The organism is Burkholderia torrens (genome assembly GCF_984668525.1).
This window is the reverse complement of record NZ_OZ480212.1, coordinates 2,799,124-2,815,342: the sequence shown is the minus strand read 5'-3', so window position 1 is coordinate 2,815,342 and position 16,219 is coordinate 2,799,124. Positions and strand designations below refer to the sequence as shown.

Genomic DNA, 16,219 nt, shown 5'->3' with positions numbered 1-16,219 from the left:
GCGGTTCAACGCTCCGCGCCGCGCGGAAAGTAGAGCGCGAACGTCGTGCGCCCGTCGCGGCTCGCGACCTCGACCTTGCCGCGATGCAGCTCCATGATCGACTTCACGATCGCGAGCCCGAGCCCGGCGTTGCGCGCCGCGCCGTGCCGCGACGAATCGATGCGGTAGAAGCGTTCGAAGATCCGTTCGACCTGCTCGGGCGGAATCGCGGCGCCGCGATTCGTGACTTCGACGACCGCGTAATTCTGCTGCGTCGAGACGGCCAGCTCGATCGTCGATGCGGCTTCCGCATGTTCGAGCGCGTTCGACGCGAGGTTGCTCACCGCGCGCCGGAACAGCGTCGCATCCGCGACGACCGGCGCTTCCCCGCGCACGTCGATGCGCACGCCGGCCTCGTCGGCCAGTGCCTGGAAATACGACGCGAGCCGACGCAGTTCGCTGCCCGCGTCGAGTTCGGCGGTCTTCAGGTGCTGACGCGCGTTGTCGGTGCGCGCGAGAAACAGCATGTTCTCGATCATCCGCTGCAGCCGTTCGCATTCCTCGATGTTCGAATCGATCAGCGCTTCGTATTCCTCGGTCGTGCGGGCACGCGACAGCGTGATCTGCGACGAACTGATCACGTTCGCGAGCGGCGTGCGCATGTCGTGCGCGAGATCGGAAGAGAACTGCGACAGCCGAACGAACGCGCGTTCGAGGCGGTCGAGCATCCGGTTGACCGATGTCGCGAGCTCGTGCAATTCCACCGGGCCGCCGCGCGCGTCGAGGCGCGCGTTCAGGTTGTGCGCCTCGATGCGCGACGTCTGCCGGCCGAGGCTCTCGACCGGGCGCAGGCCGCGCGACGCGACTGCGTAGCCGAGTGCGCCGACCAGCAGCGCGCCGACGGCTGCCGCGAGCCAGATGTCGACGCGATAGCTTTCGAGCAGCGACTGGCGATCGGTTGCCGTACGCGCGAGCGCGACCTGGATCGCTTCGCCGGACGGTAGCGTTGCTCGGGCGTACACGCAGCGCGACGTGCCGATGCCGGACGGCGAGCAGGTGAACGGGCCGGACGTTCCACCGGCAGGATGCGGTGCCGCGATGAGCGACGCCAGCGTGTTGCCGGCTTCGTCGGCATGCTCGACGAGCTGGCGGTTCCGCGCGTCGTAGATGCCGAGATAGACACCGGGATGCGACAGCAGCACTTCATGAAACACGGCCGGATCGGCGCGCAGCGCGGCCGTCGATCCGCTGGCGCGTGCGAGCTGCAGGAACTGGTTGAGCTTGCCGGAGATCTCGATATCGTCGCGCCGCGTGAGTTCGGCGGACAGCGAACGGTACAGATACGCGCCGGTCAGCGCGAACACGAGCGCGGCGACGGCGGCGAACGCGACCGTCAGGCGCCGCAGCAGCGAATACGAAGCCGGGCTCGCGTTCACGGTCACGAACGATCCTCGAGCACGTAGCCCATCCCGCGGATCGTGTGGATCAGCTTCTTCTCGTAGGCGTTGTCGATCTTCGCGCGCAGGCGCTTGATCGCCGCGTCGACGACGTTCGTGTCGCTGTCGAAATTCATGTCCCAGATCTGCGACGTGATGAACGTGCGCGTCAGCACTTCGCCTTCGCGCTCCGCGAGCAGCTGCAGCAGTGCGAATTCCTGCGCGGTCAGGTCGATACGGGTATCGGCGCGCCGCACGCGGCGCTTGAGCAGGTCGACCTCGAGATCGGCCACCTGCAGGATGTCGCGCACGTTGCGCGGCGCGCGCCGCAGCAGCGAGCGGATGCGCGCCAGGAATTCGGCATACGCGAACGGCTTGAGCAGGTAGTCGTCGGCGCCGAGTTCGAGCCCGGTCACCTTGTCCTCGATCGCCTCGCGGGCCGTGAGCAGCAGCACGGGCGTCTGCTTCTGCGCGCGCAGCCGCTTGAGCACCTCGAAGCCGTCCAGCTCCGGCAGCATCACGTCGAGCACGACAAGGTCGAAATCCTCGTGCAGCGCGAGGAACAGCCCGTCCTTGCCGGTTTCCGCGATGTCGACCGTATAGCTCGCCTCCATCAGCCCCTTCCGGAGGTACGACGCCATCTTGGGTTCGTCTTCGACTATCAGTATCCGCATGGTGAGGCAGGCTGTCCGTGATTCCAGCCGGTCAGTGTAACGCCTGAGCTTACGGCGCCGCGCGTGCGCGAAGGATGACCGCCGAATGACGGGATTGTCATGCAGCGCCAATGCGTCGCGGCACCCGCGTTTCATGAAATTCCGGTCATGTTTCGGCCATGTCGTCGTCACCGCGGCGGCGATAAGCTGCGACCGTCTTGTCCCCCGGCGCGCGCCGTCACGGCGCCGCGCCGGCCCAACCGGTCGTTGTCTGCTTGATTCCGCATCCATGTCGTTCTGGCGCAAATTCCTCCTCGTCGTGCTGCTGGCGCTGAGCCTGCCGATCCAGTCGTTCGCGGCTGCGTCGATGCCGTGCGCGGGCGCTGGCGCTGGCGCCGTGCCGGTAGAGGAGGCCCCGAACGCAATGCCGGCCGCGCAGGCAGGCCATCACGATCACGATGGCCACGCGCGGCATGCATCGTCATGCCCGGCGTGCGTGTCGTGCTGCTTCGGTACGGGCATGTCGGGCGCGCCCGTGGTGCCCGCCGCGGCGGACGTCAGCGTCGCGATCATCTCGCAGCCGCCTTCGGTCGTCGCCGTGTCGTTCCTGACCGGCGGCATCGACCGGCCGCCTCGCCGGATGCCCGTCTAGTTGCTACCCGTGGCCGACCGGCCACGACCTGCCATCCACGCCGGCGGCCGCACCAGGTCCGCCGGGCGATTCACGACGAGATATTTTCATGCGACTGATCACTGCGGCGCTGTTGAGCGCGGCGGCTTTCGTGCCGTCGCTCGCGGCTGCGCAAACCCCGTTACCCGATCCGGCGGACGCAGCCGCGTCGGTGCCGGACGTTACCGTGCCGTCCGCGTTCGACGGCTACCGGCCGTATCGCGACGACGAAGGCCCGGGCTGGAAACAACTGAACCGGGACGTGATGGAGCGGCCTGCGAAACCCGGCAACGCGGCGCGTCATGGCGGCGCGCATTCGACGCACGGAGGGGCCGCGCAATGACGAACCTGGCGATATCGCCGAGGATCGGCGCGGCCGCGGTCACGCTGGCGTTCCTCGCGGGCTGTACGACGTTTTCGAAGGACGGCGGTTTCGACGCCGTGTCGTCCGCCGCATCGGAGCGCATCGGGAAAGACGCGGTGATGGTCAGGACCGACGCCGACCGCGAAGCCGTCGACAAACGGACGAAGGAACTGCTGGCGAAACCGCTGTCGATGGACGACGCGGTGCAGGTCGCGCTGTTGAACAACCGCGGTCTGCAGGCGTCGTACGCCGAACTCGGGCTGTCGGAGGCCGACCTCGTGCAGGCCGGCCGGCTGCCGAACCCGCGCTTCGCGTTCAGCCGCACGCGTGCCGGCGACGGCGAGCTGACGCTCGGCCGCACGTTCTCGGCGAACGTGTTCGCATTGTTGACGATGCCGCTCGCGACGACTATCGAACGTCGCCGCTTCGAGCAGACCAAGCTCGAGACGGCCGACGCGATGCTGAAGGCGGCGGCCGACGCGCGCCGCGCCTACGTGGAAGCCGTTGCCGCGGAGCAGGCCGCGAACTATGCGCGACAGGTGCGCGACGCCGCGAGCGCGGCCGCCGAACTCGCACAGCGCATGCGGCAGGCCGGCAACTTCAGCCGCCTCGACTACGCGCGCGAACAGGCGTTCCATGCCGACGCGGTCGCGCAGCACGCGAAGGCGCGCCAGCAGGCCGTGGCCGCCCGCGAGAAGCTGACGCGTGCGATGGGGCTGTGGGGTGCACACACGCAGTACGCGCTGCCTGAGCGCCTGCCCGACCTGCCGAAAACGCGCCCGGACCTGCCCGATCTCGAACGCTTCGCGATGACCAACCGCTTCGACATCCAGGCCGCGAAGCTGCAGACGCAGGGCGTCGCGTCGTCGCTCGGCCTGAGCAAGGCGACACGCTTCGTCAACGCGGTCGATCTCGGCTACGTGAACAACTACGAGACCGGCAAGGGCCACGAGCACGGCTACGAGATCAGCGTCGAGATTCCGCTGTTCGACTGGGGCGGTGCAAAGGTCGCGCGCGCCGAGGCCATCTACATGCAGTCGGCGAACCGGCTCGCGAAGACGGCCATCGACGCGCGCTCCGAAGTGCGCGAATCGTATGCGGCGTACGTGACGAGCTACGACGTCGCAACGCACTACCGAGACGAGGTCGTGCCGCTGCGCAAGACGATCTCCGACGAACTGCTGCTGCGCTACAACGGGATGCTCGCAAGCGTGTTCGAACTGCTGGCCGATGCGCGCGAACAGGTCGGCGCGGTCAACGGCTACATCGATGCGCTGAAGGACTACTGGCTCGCCGAAACCGATCTGCAGATCGCGGTCGGCGGCCGGCTGCCGTCATCAGGTGTTGCGCCGCGCGCGGCGAATTCCGCCGAATCGGCATCCGAATCCACTCCCAAGGCCGACGCTGCGCCGCAGCCGGCCTCCACCCCCGCGGCGCAACCGCATCCGGAAGGTCATTGACATGGTGTCCCGTCGACAATTTCTCAGCGGCTCGGGCGCCGCGCTGCTCGGTGCGGCGATGGTCAGCAAGGCCGGCGCCGCGTCGCTGCCCGAAGCGCCCACGATGGCGAAGACCGGCACGCAGCCGCCGCTCGTGCCGCCGAACGGCCGCCCGTACACGCCCGTCGCGACGCTGAACGGCTGGTCGCTGCCGTGGCGGATGAAGAACGGCTGGAAGGAATTCCACCTGACGGCCGAGCCCGTCGTGCGCGAGATGGCGCCCGGCATGAACGCGAACCTGTGGGGCTACAACGGCCAGTCGCCGGGCCCGACGATCGAGGCCGTCGAGGGCGACAAGGTCCGCATCTTCGTGACCAACCGGCTGCCCGAGCACACCACGATCCACTGGCACGGGCTGCGGCTGCCGAACGGGATGGACGGCGTCGGCGGCCTCACGCAACCGCACATTCCACCGGGCAAGACCTTCGTCTACGAGTTTCAGCTCGAATCGCACGGCACGTTCATGTATCACCCGCACGCCGACGAGATGGTGCAGATGGCGATGGGGATGATGGGCATGTTCATCGTGCATCCGAAGGATCGCGGCACGATGCCGGTCGATCGCGATTTCGTGTTCCTGCTCGCCGCGTACGACATCGACCCCGGCAGCTATACGCCGCGCGTGAACGAGATGACCGACTTCAACATGTGGACGTTCAACTCGCGCGTGTTCCCGGGCATCGATCCGCTGCCGGTGCGAGCCGGCGACCGCGTGCGGATTCGTTTCGGCAACCTGACGATGACGAACCATCCGATCCACCTGCATGGCTACAGCTTCGAAGTCGCGGGCACCGATGGCGGCTGGATTCCGCCGGCGGCGCGCTGGCCGGAGGTGACGGCCGATGTCGCGGTAGGGCAGATGCGCGCGATCGAGTTCACCGCCGACCGCCCCGGCGACTGGGCGTTCCATTGCCACAAGTCGCACCACACGATGAATGCGATGGGCCACCAGGTGCCGAACCTGATCGGCGTGCCGCAGAAGGATCTCGCGAAACGAATCGGCAAGCTCGTGCCCGACTACATGGCGATGGGCAGCACGGGCGGCGCGATGGGCGGCATGGAGATGCCGCTGCCCGACAACACGCTGCCGATGATGACGGGCACGGGCCCGTTCGGGCCGCTGGAGATGGGCGGCATGTTCACGGTCTGCAAGGTGCGGCAGGGGCTCGGCCGCAACGACTATCGCGATCCGGGCTGGTTCCGGCATCCGAAGGGCACCGTCGCCTACGAATACACCGGCGAATTGCCGGACGGCTGATCCGCAGCAGGCGGCGGCCGTACCGATGCGGCCGCCGGTTTCATTCACTCACACGGGAGTCGACACGATGAAGAAGGGACTGGTTTTGATGGCAATGGGTTGTGCGCTGGTATTTTCCGCCGCGTCGTACGCGGCCGGCGACATGGCCGGCATGGACATGAGCGACGGCGCGAAGCAGGGCGCCGACGCGGCGCAGCCCATGTCGCACGGCGAAATCCGCAAGGTCGATACGGCGGCCGGCAAGCTGACGATCAAGCACGGCCCGCTGGAGAACCTCGGGATGGACGGGATGACGATGGCGTTCAAGGTGAAGGATCCGGCGATGCTGTCGCAGGTCAAGGCCGGCGACAAGATCGACTTCGTCGCCGAGGACGTGAACGGTGCGCTGACCGTCGTCGAACTGAAGAAGCCGTGATGCGGAGCGCGAACATGACGATCACGACGCTCAAGCGGCTGGCCGGCTTCGCCGCGGCCGGCGCGATCCTCGCGGCCGCGCCGGCCGCGGCCTCGGCGCACGGCAAGCTGGAAAGCGCCGCACCGGCGACGGGCGGCACGGTCGACGTGGCGCCCGACACCGTGCGGCTTACCTTCAACGAAGATCTCGAACCGGCCTTCAGCTCGGTGAAGGTGTCGGACGCGAACGGCAACGCCGTCACGCAGGACAAGGCGAAGGTCGATGCGTCGAACCCGCGCGTGATGACGGTCGCGCTGCCGAAGCTCGCGCCCGGCCCCTACACGGTGCAATGGGCGGCGATGACGGCCGACGCACATCGTACGAAGGGCACCTATACGTTCCGGGTGAAGGGATGAACGACGGCATCGTCGGCCTGCTGCGTCTCGTGGCGGTGGCGCTCCAGAACGCCGGGTTCGCCGTCGTCGTCGGCGCGCTGCTCGGCCGCCACTGGCTCGCGCGCGGCGCGTCGGCATGGCAGCACGGCGTCGCACGGCGGCTCGTCGCGACGCTGCGCATCGCGTCGGTCGCGTCGCTGCTCGCGAGCATCACCGCGTTCTGGGCGCACTGCGCGCTGATGAGCGAAGTGTCGTTGCTCGAAGCGGGGCCGGCCGTCTGCGCGATGCTCGTGGGCACGGGGTTTGGCCATGCGTGGCTGGCCGGTGCCGTGTTCATGCTCGTCGTCGTGCTGCTGTCGTTCGTCAGGCGCGCGGACGACGCGCGCTTTCCGCTCGCGATGTGGGCGGCGCTCGCCTGCGTCGCGCTTGCGCGCAGCAACGGCGGACATCCGGTGGATGCGGGATTGTTCAGCGTGCCGGTATGGATCGACTGGCTGCATCTGCTGGCGATCAGCGCATGGGTCGGGCTCGTGCTCGTGACGGCGTTCGGCGTGATGCCGCGGCTCATCGGCATGCCTGCGAGCGAGCGCACGACGGGCGCATCGTTCGTGCAGTCGTTGTCCGACGCGTCGACCCATGCGCTGGTCGTGCTGTTCGCGACCGGCGCTTACAACGGCTGGCGCGGCGTCGATACGCCCGTCAACCTGCTCGCGTCGACGTACGGACAGATCCTGCTGCTGAAGCTCGCGCTCGTGCTGATCGCGGCGGCGCTCGGCGGGCATAACCGTTTCTTCGGGATGCCGAAGCTGTTGGCCGCGCTGAAGGATCCGGCTGCCGCGATGCCGGCGGTTTCTTTGCAACGGTTCGGCGCCGTGTTGCGGATCGAGGCGGTCGTGCTCGGCGGTGTGCTGATGGTGGCGGCCGTGCTCGTGTCCAGCGCGTTCCCGGGGACGGTCTAGCCGGGCGGTGCAAGCGCGAACACACGCGGGGGGATCGTCGCGGGCACGAAGCAGTTGTCGTCAGACGATTTCCCCGCATTTTCAGGCCCGAACGTGCGAGCGGTGGCGACCGCAGCGTGATAACGACGATTACATCGGCCTGTCTCTTCATTACCAAAAACTGTCATTGAGCGCCGCTAAGCTTTCGCCACCCTCACAACCGGGATTCCCCGTCATGCGCTCGACAATCCGTCTGTTTGCCCCGCTATTGTTGCTCCCGACGCTCGCCGCGCCGGTATTCGCCGCCACTGCCGCCCCCGTCAGCCCGAACTGCGGCCGCAGCACGACGCCGATCGCCGACATCCAGGGGCCGGGCGCGCCGTCGCCGCTCGCCGGCCAGAACGTGTCGATCGAAGCCGTCGTTACCGCCGATTTCGGCGGCACGGACGGCTTCGGCGGCTTCTTCGTCCAGCAGGCCGACGCGCAGCGCCGCAACCAGCCGGGCGTGTCCGAAGGCCTGTTCGTCTATGCGCCGAAAGCGCGCGCGAAGGCCGGCGATCTCGTGCACGTGACGGGCAAGGTCGAGGAGAAATACGGGCAGACGCAACTGACGCTGTCGGGCGCGATCGCGGTATGCGCGAATGGCCAGTCGGTCACGCCCGCGACGCTCACGCTGCCGGTCGACAGCCCGGCCACGTTCGCCGCGTACGAGGGAATGCTCGTGCGCCTGCCGCAGACGCTGAACGTCACGGACAACTACGAGCTCGGCCGCTACGGCAGCGTGATGCTCAGCAACGGCCGCCTGCGCACGCCGACGAGCGTCGTGCCGCCCGCCCAGGCGCAGGCGCAGATCGACGCGAACGCCCGCAATCGCCTGATCCTCGACGACGGCTCGAACAAGCAGAACCCCGCGACCGTGCCGTATCCGGCACCCGGCCTGTCGGCCGCGAACACGCTGCGCGCGGGCTACACCGTGCGCGATGTCGAAGGCGTGCTCGAAGTGCGCTACGGCGCATGGCGCGTGCAGCCGCTGCCCGGCGCGGCCGTGCCGGCGTTCGACACGCGTCTGAACCCGCGCACCGGCGCGCCCGCACGCGATCCGAAATCGAACCTGCGCGTCGCGTCGTTCAACGTGCTGAACTACTTCAACGGCAACGGTCTCGGCGGCGGCTTCGACGATCCGAACAACCGCGGCGCGAAGAACTACCAGGAATTCCAGCGTCAGGAAGCGAAGATCGTCAGCGCGCTGAAGGCGATCGACGCCGACGTGATCGGCCTGATGGAAGTCCAGAACAACGGCTACGGCGAACTGAGCGCGGTGCGCCAGCTCGCGGCGAAGCTCGGCAACCACTGGCGCGTCGTCGATCCGGGTTCGTCGCGTCTAGGCGGCGATGCGATCGCGGTCGCGATGATCTACGACAGCCGCAAGGTCGAACCGGTCGGCCGCGCGGCGACGCTCGCGATCGACGACAAGAACCGCCAGCCGCTCGCGCAGTCGTTCCGGCTGGTCAACGGCAACAAGCAGTCGTTGACGGTGGCCGTGAACCACCTGAAGTCGAAGAACTGCCCGGATGCCGCGAACGACGATCTCGACCAGGGCGACGGCCAGGGCTGCTGGAACCCGACGCGCACGCGTGCGGCGGCGAAGGTGGCCGACTGGCTGGCCGGCAACCCGACGGGTGTCGCGGGCCAGGGCGTGCTGCTGATCGGCGACTTCAACAGCTACACGTACGAAGACCCGATCCGCACGCTCGAATCGCGCGGCTACCGCAACCTCGTCGCGCGCTGGATCGGCGCGAATGCATACAGCTACGTGTACAACGGCGAAGCCGGCTATCTCGACCACGCGCTCGCGACGCTGCCGCTCGCGTCGCACGTGAAGGCCGTGCACGAATGGCACATCAACGCGGACGAGCCGCTCGCGCTGCAGTACACGCTCGCGTACAAGTCGGCCGAACAGCAGAAGACGTTCTACGCGCCGGATGCGTATCGTTCGTCGGATCACGATCCGGTGCTGATCGATATCGCGCTGCCGGGCGGCGGGAAGTAATCGCCGATCGGCGCGCGATAACTGACGACGTGCGGCCATGCTGCACGTCGTCATCTGCCCGGAAAATACCGGCCGGATACCGGGTAAATAATTCCGCCAAAGGTGATTCTAATTAATGAAATCGGTATTTTGTGGATGATGCGGTGCGTACCGGTATAACGATTAAAGAAAGCTTGAAGTTAATCGAATCCTGGTGCGATGCGTGAATGCCGCCGTTCGGTCTTAATCGAACCTGAATAATAAAAATGAAAGAAAAATCCTGTCGATCTGAAGGCTTGTCCGTCGCGGCCTGAATGCAGGAAAGGCTTCTGCGTCATGCGCGAAAAGTAAAATATTTGACGCGGCATTGCCGATAAAGCGCACCTTGTGCGAATGATCCCGTTTTCTTTCAAATGCCAGACACTGGCGGCCCTTCGCATCATTGCGGGATTTTTAATATCGGAATGATCTTTGACAACGCGGCGCAGCACCGCCTATTTTTGTCATGTCGTAAATTTTGGTCATATAAAAGTCGTTCCAAACTGCAGGGGGCGCGTCCGAGCACCATTCTCGCCAGCAGTTTGCTGTGTCTGTATCAAGTTCAGTCTCTGAGAAGTCCCATCCCCAACCGCCGACTGCCGACCGTGCAACGCGAGTGGCGGGTCGGCCTGCGCGTTTCGCAGGCGTTGGCGGCGTTTGTGACGCGGTATCCGAAGCCAAAGGAAAGAGATGAAACCAGACAGGAGCAGTACCGTTAGCCGCCGTGTTCGTCACGGCCGGCTGGCCGGGCTAGGTGCATTGACCGTCATGACGCTGGCGCTCGCGGCGTGCGGCGGCGACGATTCGTCGTCCGTCGGCGCGTCGAGCCTCGCGCAGGCCACGGCCAGCCAGCAGGCCAGCGCGCAAGCGGCCGGCAACCAGGCGCCGGCGGCCAACCAGCCGTACGTCGACCAGGTCGCCTACTCGATGAACGCGACCGACGGTCTCGCCGCGTCGCAGGTCTCCGAGAAAGCGGCCGTCATGCATTACCAGTGGAAAGCCGGCGGCACGACGGTCAACTACACGACGACCACCGGCCACCTGACCGCGCAGGATGCGAACGGCAATGCAGAAGCGTCGATGTCGTATGTCGCGTACACCGCGCCGAGTACGAACGGCAAGCCGCGCCCTGTCACGTTCGTCTATAACGGCGGCCCCGGCTCGTCGTCGATCTGGCTGCGGCTCGGCTCGTTCGCGCCGACGCGGGTGGCCACGCCCGATCCGCTGTTCGGCGCCAACTGGCCGAACTATCCGCTCGTCGACAACGCGGAAAGCCTGATCGACACCACCGACCTCGTATTCATCGACCCGCCCGGAACGGGGCTGTCGGAAGCCGTGTTGCCGAACACCAACCAGAAGTACTGGGGTTCCGATGCGGACGTGAACATCATGCGCGATTTCATCCAGCGCTACCTGAACGTCAACAGCCGCGGCACGTCGCCGATCTATCTGTACGGCGAATCGTACGGCACGCCGCGTACCGACATGCTGGCGCTCGCGCTCGAATCGGCCGGCGTGCACCTGACGGGCATCGTGCTGCAGTCCGCAATCCTGAACTACTTCGCCGATGCGGTGGAAGCGGTGGCGATCACGCAGTCGACGGAAGGGCTGCTGCTCGAAACCGATACGGTGGCCGGCTACCTGCCCGGCTATGCGGCGGTCGCGGCGTACTTCCACCAGGTCTCGCCGGCGCCGGTGAACCCGGGCTTGTACGCACTGCAGACGGAACTGTTCACGACGCTGATCTACAACCAGCTGCAGAAGTACTCGCAGTCGTGGGTGTTGAGCCAGCTCGGCATTCCGGATGCGCTCGGCACGCCGGTGTTCCCGAGCGATGCGACGCTGAAGCTGTGGTCGATTCCGTCGAGCCTGACGCAACAGGCGCTGCGCGGCTACTTCAACGCGAATCCGTTCGGCACGAGCCTGCTGCCCGGCACGACGATCGGCCGGTACGACGGACGCGTGTCGTTGCCGAATTCCGATCCGCGGCTGCAGAACGACGGCGATCCGTCCGACATCCTGATTTCGCAGCCGTTCACGAACGCGCTCGCGACGCAGATGCCGGATTACCTCGGCTATTCCGCACCGAACGCGACGTACCTGCCGCTGAACGACAACATCATCGGCGTCTGGGACTTCTCGCACGACGGCCAGCCGATGCCCGACACGATCCCCGATCTGCTTGGCGCGCTGCAGCTCAATCCGAAGCTTCGCGTGCTCGCGGAGAACGGTTATCACGACCTCGCGACGCCGTTCTTCAACACCGAGAAGCAACTCGCGCGGCTGCAGACGGTGAAGGGCCTGCATCCGAAGCTGCAGGTGAACTTCTTCCAGGGCGGCCACATGACCTACCTGGACGACGTCGCCCGCCCGGAGATGAAGCGTGACCTGAAGACGTTCTACAAGGGCGCGCGGATTCCGACGGCGCTGACGCTGCACATGCTGCCGCCGCCGTGGCCGGACGAGAACCCGCCCAGCGTGCCGACCGGCAGCGTGCCGGGTGCGACGGCCGCGACGACGCTGGCGGCGGCTCCTTGAGCGACGGACTCCTTGTCAAAGGAACCCTCTATTCATCCATTGAATGCGAGTGATCATGTCCCTAATCAAATTGATGCGGCGTATGTCCCCGTTGATCGTGCTCGGAGCCGTGATGAGCAGTGCCTACGCGTTGCCGCCGCAAGCGGTGGCGCCGGTGAAGCTGCCGCACGGCGGGCGCGGTGTCGACGGTCCGTTCTTTCCGGCCACGCGGGCGGCGCCGGTGCTGCCGTCGACCGGCGCGACGCTGCAGCAGCAGGCGCAGCAGCGCGTCGATGCACGGCTCGGCGGCAATACCGTGCTGAGCAACGGCGCGGCCGTGACGAAGGCGCAGGCGCAGAGCAGCGGGCTCGGCTTCGTATCGAAGCACTTCGACGAGATCGATGCGAAGCACACCGGCCGCGTGACGATGAGCGATGTGCGGCAGTTCATCCAGCAGCGGCAGGTGCAGGCGCAGCAGGAACAGCAGGACGAGTGACGTAGCAGGCAGCGCGGCGGCCGGTGCGATATTCGTCGCACCGGCCGCCGAGTGGTCGGCGGCGCGGGTGCTGGAACGCTCGGCTTTCATCCCGCATGCCGGCGGAGCCGCGGGTGTCCTATTCCGTCTGCCGCTTGTCGCGTCGCGGCCCGAAGCGCGCGCGATAGTCGCGCGGCGACGTGCCGACGCGTTTTGCGAACGCACGCTGCAACGCGTCCACACTGCCGAATCCCGCGCGTTCGGCGATCCGTTCGAGCGGCCAGTCGGCCCGCTCCAGCAGGGCCTTCGCTCGCTCGACGCGCGCTGCGAGCACGTATTGCGCGGGCGACAGTCCGGTCTCCTTGAGGAAATGGCGCGCAAACGTGCGTTCGCTCATGTTCACGCGGGCGGCCAGCGCGGCGATGCCGAGGTCGCCGACCGGATCGTCGGCGATGTCGGCGAGCAGCGCGCGCATGCGCGGCGTTGCACTTGCCTGGATGTCGAGCCCGACGCTGAATTGCGCCTGTCCGCCGGGGCGATGCATGAATAGCACGAGTTCGCGTGCGACCGCGAGTGCGGTCGGTGCACCGCAGTCCGCCTCGACGAGTGCCAGGCACAGATCGATGCCGGCCGTCACGCCGGCCGACGTATGGAACGGCGGATCGCTCACGTAGATCGCGTCCGGCTCGATCCGCGCGTCGGGACAGAGTGCCTGGAGCGTCGCGCACTGGTTCCAGTGCGTGGTCGCACGCTTGCCGTCCAGCCATCCGCCCGCGGCGAGCACGAACGCACCCGTGCAGATGCTCGCGATCCGCCGCGTGCCCGCGATCCGCGTGCGCAGCCACGGTAGCACGCCTGCCTCCGATGCGGCGTGCCGCAGCGCGGCTTCATGGCCGCCGGCGACGATGAGCGTGTCGATCCGTCCCGGCAGGCTCGCGAGCGCGGCCGTACCGGCGAGGCGCAGGCCCGCATGCGTGACGATGTCGTCGCCGTGTTGCGACGCGAGCGTGAGCCGGTACGGCACGGCATGGTCGGGCAGGTGACGGTTCGCGACCGCGAATACTTCCATCGGGCCCGTGATGTCGAGCGACTGGACGCCTTCGAAGCCGACGACAACGATGTCGCGTGCCGGGCAGGTTGACTGGGACATGGCGGAAAGTGCGGTGGAGTTGTCCTTGTGACCGCGAGCATGATCCTTGTAATTTTCCGGACGTGCAATCGACGGATGCGGGGAGACGATGCGGGTACGGAAGACAGGCGGGGCGGTGTTGTTCGTGTGCGGGCTGCTGGGCGCGTGGGCGGCGCAGCCGGCGCCGGCGATGGCGGAGGACGCGCTGCCGGTCGCACGCGCGCTGACGGTCGGCGTGCCGAAGGCAGGCCGCACGCGGCCGCTCGTTGCGATCGTTGCGGACAACGCCGGCACGGAGACGACGGATTTCATCGTCCCGTACGCGATCCTGAAGACCTCCGGCGCAGCCGATGTCGTCGCCGTGTCGGCCGACGAAGGCGAGGTCGAGCTGATGCCCGCGCTGCGCATGCTGGCCGATACCACGTTCGACCGGTTCGACGCGACCGTTCCCGCCGGCGCCGATGTCGTGATCGTTCCCGCGCTGCATCGAGCCGACCGGCCGGCGTTGCTGGCGTGGTTGCGCAGGCAGGCCGCTGCCGGCGCGACGATGGTGGCGATCTGCGACGGTGCGGAAGTCCTCGCGAACGCGGGCCTGCTGCGGCATCGCACGGCGACGTCCCACTGGTATTCGCGCGACCGCCTGCGTCGCCGCTTTGCCGGGACGACGTGGGTCGACGATCGCCGCTATGTGATGGACGGCGACGTCATGACGACGACCGGCGTATCGGCGTCGATTCCCGCTTCGCTGGCCTTGGTGAGTGCGCTGGCCGGACCGACGGCGGCGGCTGAAACCGCGCGGCGCGTCGGCGCGCAGGAATGGAGCGACGTTCACGACGGCAGCCGGTACGCGTTGACCGCGCGTGCGGTGGCGATCGCGCTGATGAACCGCCTCGCGTTCTGGCGGCATGAGACGTTCGACCTTCCGGTCGAGAACGGCTTTGACGAGCTTCCGGTTGCGTTGACCGCCGACGCGTGGGCGCGGACCTGGCGCAGCGACGTCGTCGCGACGGCGGACGCGCGGGTGGTCGAGTCGAGGCACGGGCTGCGATTGCTGGCGCAGCCGGCGAACGTCCGGCACGAGCATGTGGCGATGCCGGCCGGCCGCCGTGGCGAAGCGGCGCTGCCCGGCGTGCTCGGCGACATCGCGGCACGCTACGGCGACGCGACGTCAGGCTGGGTCGCGCTGCAACTGGAGTATCCGAAGTAGCGGCTGTCGGGTGCGGAGTCCTGGCGTTTCCGGCCGCGCTTGCTTCGCCAATCCCGCGAGCCGGGCATCGCGCGGGGCGGCGTGCATCTCGCGTGGGAACTCGCGCGCTGGCACGCCGAGGGCGCTGGATGCGTATGGAGCACGAGGCTGACTAAGGCGCAATCACCGTCATCCTGAACGGCCCGCCGTTCGCCGCCGCATGAGCGACCGCCTCGTTCGCCTCGTCGAGCGCGAACACGGTCACGTCGAAATGCCCGAGATCGAGCAACCCGCTGCGGACGAGCCCCGTTATCATCGTCACGGCTTCGGTCGGGTACATCCACTTGCCGCGCAGCGTGATGTCGTTGCGCATGATCCACGGATACGGCAGTTCGAGCCCGGCTCCGCCGAGCATGCCCACGCCGCCCATCAGCACCACGCGCCCATACGGGCGCACGGCCATCACGGCAGCCCGCACCGTCGTTGCGGGTACCGACGGCGGCATCAGGTCGATCACGCAGTCGATCGGTCCCGGCGCCGCCTGCTGCATGCGGGTGCGATCCGTGGCTTCGTCGCCGGTCAGCTCGACCGTGCGTATGCGTTCACCGAAGCGGCGTTCGAGATCCGCGAGCGCACGCGCATTGCGGCCAGGCGCGACCACGCATCGCGTGCCCATCGCGAGCGCCACCGCGACGCATGCGCTGCCGAAGTTGCCGGTGGCGCCGCTGACGAGCAGGATCTCGCCGGCCCGCAAGTCCGATGCGAGCAGCCCGCCGTACGGCACGAGCAGCGTATTGAGCGCGCACCAGCGTGCGGCGTCGGCGGGTGCGATGTCGCCGATGCGCACCGCGTTCTCGGTCGGCACGCGCAGCCGTTCGGCGAACGGGCCGTCGTGGAAGTAGCGCTGCAACTGCTTGCCGCCGTCGCCGCGCGCGCTCCAGCCCTGCAGCACGATGTCGGGCATCCGCGCATCGTCGCGTGAGCGCACCGTCGGATCGCAGAATACCCAGTCGCCCGGCTGCAACTGCGTCGCGTCGGGGCCGGTTTGCCGGACCCTGCCGATTGCGCCGCAGCCGGGCACGATCGGCAGCTCGAGCGGATAGCGGCGCTCGCCGCTGAACACTTCCTGCGCATAGGACAGAACCGGCGTCGCGACGACATCCACGACGACTTCGCCGGTGCCGAGCACGGGGGCCGGCATCGTTTCGATCGCGAGCGGCTGGCCGAGCGACTTCAGAATCGCAGCTTTCATGACGCT

At 67.4% G+C, this 16,219-nt stretch carries 15 protein-coding genes; 11 read left to right on the top strand and 4 right to left on the bottom strand.

What is annotated here, in order from left to right; translation table 11 throughout:
- Nucleotides 1–5: 5 nt before the first annotated feature.
- Both AC5LXX_RS28895 and AC5LXX_RS28890 read right to left on the bottom strand, forming a co-directional pair.
- Nucleotides 6–1,415 (bottom strand): heavy metal sensor histidine kinase, encoded by a 1,410-nt coding sequence (locus AC5LXX_RS28895; protein ID WP_493413436.1) that lies wholly within the window; start codon nt 1,413–1,415, stop codon nt 6–8.
- A 2-nt stretch (nt 1,416–1,417) separates the two neighbouring features.
- Nucleotides 1,418–2,089, bottom strand: a complete 672-nt coding sequence (locus AC5LXX_RS28890) for a heavy metal response regulator transcription factor (protein ID WP_124457052.1) — start codon at nt 2,087–2,089, stop codon at nt 1,418–1,420.
- A 268-nt stretch (nt 2,090–2,357) separates the two neighbouring features.
- Here AC5LXX_RS28890 and AC5LXX_RS28885 point away from each other — a divergent pair, with 268 nt between their 5' ends.
- The 10 genes from AC5LXX_RS28885 (at nt 2,358) to AC5LXX_RS28840 (ending at nt 12,667) form a co-directional block, all read left to right on the top strand.
- Nucleotides 2,358–2,720, top strand: coding sequence for a hypothetical protein (locus AC5LXX_RS28885; protein ID WP_493413435.1), 363 nt, complete (start codon nt 2,358–2,360; stop codon nt 2,718–2,720).
- Nucleotides 2,721–2,808: 88 nt separating this feature from the next.
- Nucleotides 2,809–3,081: a hypothetical protein gene (locus AC5LXX_RS28880; protein ID WP_322084686.1), complete on the top strand. Its 273-nt coding sequence runs from the start codon at nt 2,809–2,811 to the stop codon at nt 3,079–3,081.
- Nucleotides 3,078–4,562: a TolC family protein gene (locus AC5LXX_RS28875; RefSeq protein WP_493411991.1), complete on the top strand. Its 1,485-nt coding sequence runs from the start codon at nt 3,078–3,080 to the stop codon at nt 4,560–4,562. Before AC5LXX_RS28880 ends, AC5LXX_RS28875 begins: the two co-directional genes overlap by 4 nt.
- Before the next feature lies 1 nt (nt 4,563).
- Nucleotides 4,564–5,859: a multicopper oxidase family protein gene (locus AC5LXX_RS28870; protein WP_322084688.1), complete on the top strand. Its 1,296-nt coding sequence runs from the start codon at nt 4,564–4,566 to the stop codon at nt 5,857–5,859.
- Nucleotides 5,860–5,926: 67 nt separating this feature from the next.
- Entirely contained in the window at nt 5,927–6,274 is a 348-nt protein-coding gene (locus AC5LXX_RS28865) for a copper-binding protein (protein ID WP_493411990.1), read from the top strand.
- A gap of 14 nt (nt 6,275–6,288) precedes the next feature.
- A complete protein-coding gene (gene copC / locus AC5LXX_RS28860; protein ID WP_493411989.1) occupies nt 6,289–6,669 on the top strand; it encodes a copper homeostasis periplasmic binding protein CopC in 381 nt (126 codons plus the stop codon).
- Nucleotides 6,666–7,607 (top strand): CopD family protein, encoded by a 942-nt coding sequence (locus AC5LXX_RS28855; protein ID WP_322084691.1) that lies wholly within the window; start codon nt 6,666–6,668, stop codon nt 7,605–7,607. The genes copC and AC5LXX_RS28855 overlap by 4 nt, the downstream gene beginning before the upstream one ends.
- 214 nt (nt 7,608–7,821) lie before the next feature.
- Nucleotides 7,822–9,636 (top strand): ExeM/NucH family extracellular endonuclease, encoded by a 1,815-nt coding sequence (locus tag AC5LXX_RS28850; RefSeq protein ID WP_493411988.1) that lies wholly within the window; start codon nt 7,822–7,824, stop codon nt 9,634–9,636.
- Nucleotides 9,637–10,344: 708 nt separating this feature from the next.
- Nucleotides 10,345–12,192: a S10 family serine carboxypeptidase-like protein gene (locus tag AC5LXX_RS28845; RefSeq protein ID WP_493411987.1), complete on the top strand. Its 1,848-nt coding sequence runs from the start codon at nt 10,345–10,347 to the stop codon at nt 12,190–12,192.
- 43 nt (nt 12,193–12,235) lie between these two features.
- Nucleotides 12,236–12,667: a 2-oxoglutarate dehydrogenase gene (locus AC5LXX_RS28840; RefSeq protein ID WP_124457041.1), complete on the top strand. Its 432-nt coding sequence runs from the start codon at nt 12,236–12,238 to the stop codon at nt 12,665–12,667.
- Nucleotides 12,668–12,785: 118 nt separating this feature from the next.
- Here the strand turns inward: AC5LXX_RS28840 and AC5LXX_RS28835 are convergent, their stop codons facing one another.
- Nucleotides 12,786–13,796, bottom strand: a complete 1,011-nt coding sequence (locus AC5LXX_RS28835) for a GlxA family transcriptional regulator (protein ID WP_322084694.1) — start codon at nt 13,794–13,796, stop codon at nt 12,786–12,788.
- 88 nt (nt 13,797–13,884) lie between these two features.
- On the opposite strand from AC5LXX_RS28835, the gene AC5LXX_RS28830 reads away from it, so the two are divergent.
- Nucleotides 13,885–14,982, top strand: a complete 1,098-nt coding sequence (locus AC5LXX_RS28830; RefSeq protein ID WP_493411986.1) for a DJ-1/PfpI family protein — start codon at nt 13,885–13,887, stop codon at nt 14,980–14,982.
- A 151-nt stretch (nt 14,983–15,133) separates the two neighbouring features.
- Here AC5LXX_RS28830 and AC5LXX_RS28825 read toward each other — a convergent pair whose 3' ends face one another.
- The gene (locus AC5LXX_RS28825) at nt 15,134–16,213 is read right to left on the bottom strand and encodes an MDR/zinc-dependent alcohol dehydrogenase-like family protein (RefSeq protein ID WP_493411985.1); all 1,080 of its coding nucleotides are present in this window, start codon (nt 16,211–16,213) and stop codon (nt 15,134–15,136) included.
- Nucleotides 16,214–16,219: the final 6 nt, after the last annotated feature.

Bases quoted from the DNA above. Each gene is read 5' to 3' on its own strand.
- AC5LXX_RS28890 (WP_124457052.1), bottom strand. From the start codon at position 2,089: ATGCGGATACTGATAGTCGAAGACGAACCCAAGATGGCGTCGTACCTC.
- AC5LXX_RS28880 (WP_322084686.1), top strand. From the start codon at position 2,809: ATGCGACTGATCACTGCGGCGCTGTTGAGCGCGGCGGCTTTCGTGCCG.
- AC5LXX_RS28885 (WP_493413435.1), top strand. From the start codon at position 2,358: ATGTCGTTCTGGCGCAAATTCCTCCTCGTCGTGCTGCTGGCGCTGAGC.
- AC5LXX_RS28830 (WP_493411986.1), top strand. From the start codon at position 13,885: ATGCGGGTACGGAAGACAGGCGGGGCGGTGTTGTTCGTGTGCGGGCTG.
- AC5LXX_RS28840 (WP_124457041.1), top strand. From the start codon at position 12,236: ATGCGAGTGATCATGTCCCTAATCAAATTGATGCGGCGTATGTCCCCG.
- AC5LXX_RS28850 (WP_493411988.1), top strand. From the start codon at position 7,822: ATGCGCTCGACAATCCGTCTGTTTGCCCCGCTATTGTTGCTCCCGACG.
- AC5LXX_RS28845 (WP_493411987.1), top strand. From the start codon at position 10,345: ATGAAACCAGACAGGAGCAGTACCGTTAGCCGCCGTGTTCGTCACGGC.
- copC (WP_493411989.1), top strand. From the start codon at position 6,289: ATGACGATCACGACGCTCAAGCGGCTGGCCGGCTTCGCCGCGGCCGGC.
- AC5LXX_RS28835 (WP_322084694.1), bottom strand. From the start codon at position 13,796: ATGTCCCAGTCAACCTGCCCGGCACGCGACATCGTTGTCGTCGGCTTC.
- AC5LXX_RS28865 (WP_493411990.1), top strand. From the start codon at position 5,927: ATGAAGAAGGGACTGGTTTTGATGGCAATGGGTTGTGCGCTGGTATTT.
- AC5LXX_RS28875 (WP_493411991.1), top strand. From the start codon at position 3,078: ATGACGAACCTGGCGATATCGCCGAGGATCGGCGCGGCCGCGGTCACG.
- AC5LXX_RS28870 (WP_322084688.1), top strand. From the start codon at position 4,564: ATGGTGTCCCGTCGACAATTTCTCAGCGGCTCGGGCGCCGCGCTGCTC.
- AC5LXX_RS28855 (WP_322084691.1), top strand. From the start codon at position 6,666: ATGAACGACGGCATCGTCGGCCTGCTGCGTCTCGTGGCGGTGGCGCTC.
- AC5LXX_RS28825 (WP_493411985.1), bottom strand. From the start codon at position 16,213: ATGAAAGCTGCGATTCTGAAGTCGCTCGGCCAGCCGCTCGCGATCGAA.